The sequence below is a fragment of the Peptoniphilus grossensis ph5 genome, from assembly GCF_000311825.1.
In the GTDB taxonomy this organism is placed as follows: Bacteria; Bacillota; Clostridia; order Tissierellales; family Peptoniphilaceae; genus Peptoniphilus_A; species Peptoniphilus_A hominis.
The window spans coordinates 239,443-244,508 of record NZ_HE978566.1 but is presented as its reverse complement, the minus strand read 5'-3'; the positions used below and the strand labels follow the sequence as shown (position 1 = coordinate 244,508).

General features: G+C 37.4%; 2 protein-coding genes. Both read right to left on the bottom strand.

The annotated features are described in order from the left end of the window. On the bottom strand, positions 1-1,358 hold a 1,358-nt coding region (locus HGPG_RS10305), incomplete at its 3' end, for a hypothetical protein (protein WP_036731165.1). 35 nt (positions 1,359-1,393) lie between these two features. Next, the gene (locus tag HGPG_RS01105; protein WP_019124204.1) at positions 1,394-4,846 is read right to left on the bottom strand and encodes a hypothetical protein; all 3,453 of its coding nucleotides are present in this window, start codon (positions 4,844-4,846) and stop codon (positions 1,394-1,396) included. Between the last annotated feature and the right edge of the window lie 220 nt (positions 4,847-5,066).

Here is a 5,066-nt window from a genome sequence, read left to right as displayed (position 1 = left end):
TTTCCTGCTTCTGGGTTTACCCAATATTTTGTTGTTCCGGATAATGTACCATGGTCGCCAGCTTTGAATTCTACTAGTACAAAGTTATTTGGTACGTCTGGCTTTTCTTCGCCTGGTTGTGGAACAATGTCTTTTCCTGTGTAGTTGTATTGAGCAACGTGTTCTATTGCTGAATCATATTTTGTTGCTAAATCTGGATTCCATGCTTCTGCTCCTGTCTTTTGTGTCCAACCTGTATTTGGTGTCACTGCTGGTGGAGTTAAGGTAGAAGCCATTGTCACACCTTTGAAAACATAATATTCTTTTGTAGCGTCTGCTGCGATTGTTCCGTGGTCGCCTGCTGCGAATGTTACTTTTACATAGTCAGGATCTGTGATTTGTGTTCCAGGATTTTCTGGATCGTCAATCTTTGGTTCTGTTTCTGTTACGATTGGCTTTTCTGTGAATTTGATTTCTGTTGGTTTGAGTCCATCAGGGTCTGGTGTTCCAATTGTTGGTTTATAGACTTTGTTAGCATCTTTATCTACTAATACGCCATTTTCTAAACCTTCAACTGTAAAGTTTAAACCATTGTTAATGTCGTTTTTATTTCTTGTGTTAATGTTCTTTACAGTTTCAGTAGCACTTGCAACTGCAGGGATGTCTATAGTTTCAGTAACGTTTCCTGCAGTTAATTTAATCTTCCCACCAGTCGCTGCAGTAGTTGGGTTTGTTGCTTCAGTTCCTTCTGCATCCACTGTTTTTACAATGACATCAGTGTTTCTAACTTGGTAAAGGTCAAGGGTAAATGTAGTTATATTGGATCCCCCACTATAGGATGGAGTTGATTCATAAAAAGTAATCTTTCCAGCTACGTTAGTTCCTTCAAACTCAATACCATAGACATCGTTAGTCATGTCTTCCATGGAAACAGATTTGTCAAAGGTAACACTTTGCGTGTCCTTATTAAAAGTAGCTTCTTGTGTTTCATCTGTATCCCAATTGATAAGAGTAACTTTTGTATCTGGAGTAGTTCCAAACACAGCGTCAAAATTAAATGGATTTGTTCCAATTCCATGTTTTACAATATTTACTTTTACGGTTGTTTCACCAAAGCCCGGTGCTTTTGCTGGTGCTTTTTTTGGTGCTTTTGCTGGTCCTCCAAATGGAACCATAAATCTTTTTTGTACTTTTGGTTCTTGTGGAACTACAAGTTTTGCTCTAAGTTTTCCATTTTTAGAGATTAATTCACTTTCTGTCTTTTGCACTGGCTCATTTGAACCATCAAATCCAGCTGCAAAGGCTGGACTTATGGTTCCAAATATCATTACCATTGCAAGTAAGAAAGGAAGTAATCTTTTCGTAGTTAATTTGTTCAATTTTATTCCTCCTTTATATTTTAAATTTTAAATTACTACCTAACTCTAATTGTCATTTTAACTGTTTGATTACCGCTTGTTGCTGTTATCTTAATTCTTTGACCTTTTGATAACTCAAATGGTGTTCCATCTTTAACAAGTTTTATTTCGTCTGTGTCTTCTTCTTGAGTGTGTTTCATAGAGAATATTTCTTCTTTATCCTTATTAATAACAGTTATATCAAGTTCAGCACCTTTGCTTGTTGTTACAAAGATATAGTCAGTACCGCCAAGTGGTCTTTCCGCCTTTAAGCTTAGTGGTTCAGCTTTTTGTTGAACTTTTTGTTCAACTGTAGTCTTATTGCCAAACTTATCTACTGCTGTAACTTTAAATGTCTTGTCTTTTCCTTCTTGTTTTTGGATAGATTCAGTTAAGTTAGCAGTTTTTTCACTAGCATCTTCTTTGTAATAACCATTAACTTTATCATCTGCTACATAAACTCTTAAGATACCTGCATTGTCATTAGCTGTTGCAGTGATTTTTACTTGGTAGCCGTAGGCGTCTTGAGTTACTGTGAAGTTCTTGTCGCCATCTTTTGTAATTGTTGGCGCTACTTTATCAATCTTAATAGGCTTATCTGAATAAGATGGGTCTTTACCAGTTTCTGTTGTTTCGATATAGTAGTCTGCGTTTGGATCGAATTTATCACTTGTTAAATCAGTTATATCAAATACAGTTTTTCCATCTACTACTTTTGATGGCAAATCCTTTACAGGTGTATAGGTTCCGTCATCATTCTTCTTAACAAGCTTATAAGTTGCGTTTTCTGGAAGTGATTTTCCTTCTTCTGCTTGGATTTCTATATATTGCTTGTCATTTGCTTCATCGTAAGTTTGCTTTGGATTGGTTACTTGTGATTTAACCGGTCCGTAGAAGGCATATACGGTCATTCCGGTTAGAATCGGTGAGTTTTCTTTAAACTTATAGGTTTTCGTCGTATCTTTTGCTTGGTCGGCTGTTTTTAGTTCTTCCAGTTTATTGTAATCTTCTACTGAAGTAACTTTTTTCGTTGTCCAACCAAGGAATACTAAATTATCAGCAGATTCAATCGTCGGCTTGTCGCTTACGAATTTTCTAAGTTCAAGTGCATCGTCTTTTAATACATCGCCGTTGTGGTCGATGTATTTATCAACTTTAAATCCGTTTGGCGTGTAGCCTTCTTCGCCCGCTGCTTTTTCGTTCATCGGTGCAATTCTTACTACTGGCGCTGTGTCGCTTGCTCTTTGTAATTTATAATCAAATTCTGTTCCTGGTAGCTTAGTAGTATCAAATCCTTCAAAGGATTTTACAGTCGTAGCCAACTTACCACCGTTTAGATCGAAGGTAACCTTCGCTTGTACTTTTTCAAAAGCTTTATCACTTGGCGTCGATGCTTTTTTAACGTCAGTATTGGTAATTCCAATTTGTGAATCTTTTACAAGACCTGTTGGCATTGCAAATCCGGTCTTACCTTCTGTCGTAAATGTATAGCCATTTACTTCGGCACCATTGACATTCATTTTGGTTCTGGTCTTTTGATCTGCAATGGTGAATTCATAGTCTGTGTTATTCGGGTAGAAGAGTTTGATTTTAGCACCAACGTATCTCGTTCTACCTGTAATATTTTGAGAATCGGTGAATATTTCATCGATATCCGGATTAACACCAGATTGCGTCGCCGATCCACCTGCATAGGTTGTAACATAGTTCAACCTTCTGGGTGTGGTTAACTCTGCTCCGTCTGCACCCGGTACTAAATCAATCGTCTTATCCCCATCAGTGCCGGGCAAAGTTAAGATAACCTTGGACGGAATCGTATCATACTTCATGGTCCTGAAGGTTATTTTTTCTCCGGCTTTAATTGTCATGCCGGGAATTAAGTTATACACGTATTGTGAACCCACATTTTTATCTTTCAATGTACCTGTGTGTTCAAAATTTGATCTCAATTCAATTTTATAAGGACCCTCTCCGAAAGTCAGTGAGTACTTCTTTAATCCAGTATTTGGTGTAGACGTTTTTCCATCGACATAGGTTAAGCCGATTGTGCTATTTGGTTGAAGCACAATATCTTTACCTGTGTCATTGGTAGCCGTATACTCGATCAATTTTTTGGTACTGTCTAATATAAATGTTGAATAGAAATCAAAAGACGCAAGGTCATCTTTCGTTAAGCCTTTTTCTGCTACCGCATCTTTGTCGATGTAGTATCTGGTAATGGTAGGCAAGCCTGAGTTAAACTCTGTTGTTGCACCGTTTAAATAGGATTCTCCTGGTTTCGCCGTGGTTAATACGGTGTTAAGGCCTGCAAATTTCTTTTTAATCGTGCTCTTATAATTTGAAGCGACTTGTATGCCTTGAAAACCGGGATTTAAATCACTGTTATCAGACGTGTTTAAATCATTCATAGTGATTTTTATAGGTTTAGCAGTTTTCCACATATCACCTTGTTGGCTTGCCGGAAAAACTTCTGCTACCGTACCCGATTCATCTTGTTTTTTTAAAACGCCTGCAAATTCTTCATTAAATACTTGTCTAAAGGCAAAGTTTTCACCACCAATATTGTCACCGGAGTTCATCTTTGATTGTTTGTGGAAGACATCCAGATAGCCGCCCGCTTCGTTATATTTTGCGTAAGAATTGGCAGCGTAAAATTGGTAGTCCCTATTGTAGTCTTCCACAGTATTCACGTCCGCATTATTATTTGCCGACGGTATATAAGTCATAAAAGTGTAGGAGTTATAAGGTGTAATCAGCGTATTTTCGTCCACTGCCGAATCATCGTTTTTCGCAGGATCATCCTTAGCTTTTCCCGTTCCTGCTACGCAGAATATCCTTTTATAGTCCTTGTCTGTTAATCGCATTTGAATATGCGGTTGCCCTTTAATGTCGGCAACTGTTTTGCCCTCTTTTAAAACAAGGTCGATGGGAATTTCAGAACGACAATTTCCTCCAACTAAATTCTTATTGTTTTTCAAGCTTTGTTCTTTAACATTTACTGCCCCCGAAAGTGAGCTCACCACTTTCGTAAACGGTGCAACTTCTTTGTAGGTTGCTGAATCGTGCCAGTCTCCATTTTCTACGCCCTTATACATCCCTGTACCCGAATCATCGAAATCAATCAGATTATATAAGTCGTTGTCAAATTTAAATAGGGCCTTATGCCATACAGCGGTGGCTAGATTTTGAAACACCCTAAAAGAAACTCTAACAACCGTTCTGCCTTCCGCATTGATATAAGTACCAATGTAGTTAATACAAGGTGTCTTCATTCCTTCGCCGTTGGCCACGACAACTACTTCGTTGACATCGGCCAATTTCCAGAAGCTCATTTCGGCTTCTTTTTTCTCGTCGATTGTCCAGTCAGCTTTTTCGACTTCTGCAAAGATATTTAGTGGCAGTGTTCCTATTAGCATGATAAGTGCTAAGAACAATACCAGATATCTTTTTGAATTTTGTTTGTTGTCCATATTTTTTCTCCTTTCTTCTTTGAATTAAAATCTTCCTAAAATGCTCTTACTTTAAAATATAATTATAAACCATCCCCTCAATTCTGGATTTGTAAACCTTTTTATGTTCATCTCAAGTGTTTGCAATACATAGTAGTTATTGATAAATCCTTTTGTGTTTATCCTTCCAGTTGTTTTATTTATTTGGATATATTATATCAAAATAATTAAATTTTTTGGC

What these genes read in the sequence shown, in the direction of transcription:
- HGPG_RS01105 (WP_019124204.1), bottom strand. Translation starts at nt 4,846, where the DNA reads ATGGACAACAAACAAAATTCAAAAAGATATCTGGTATTGTTCTTAGCA.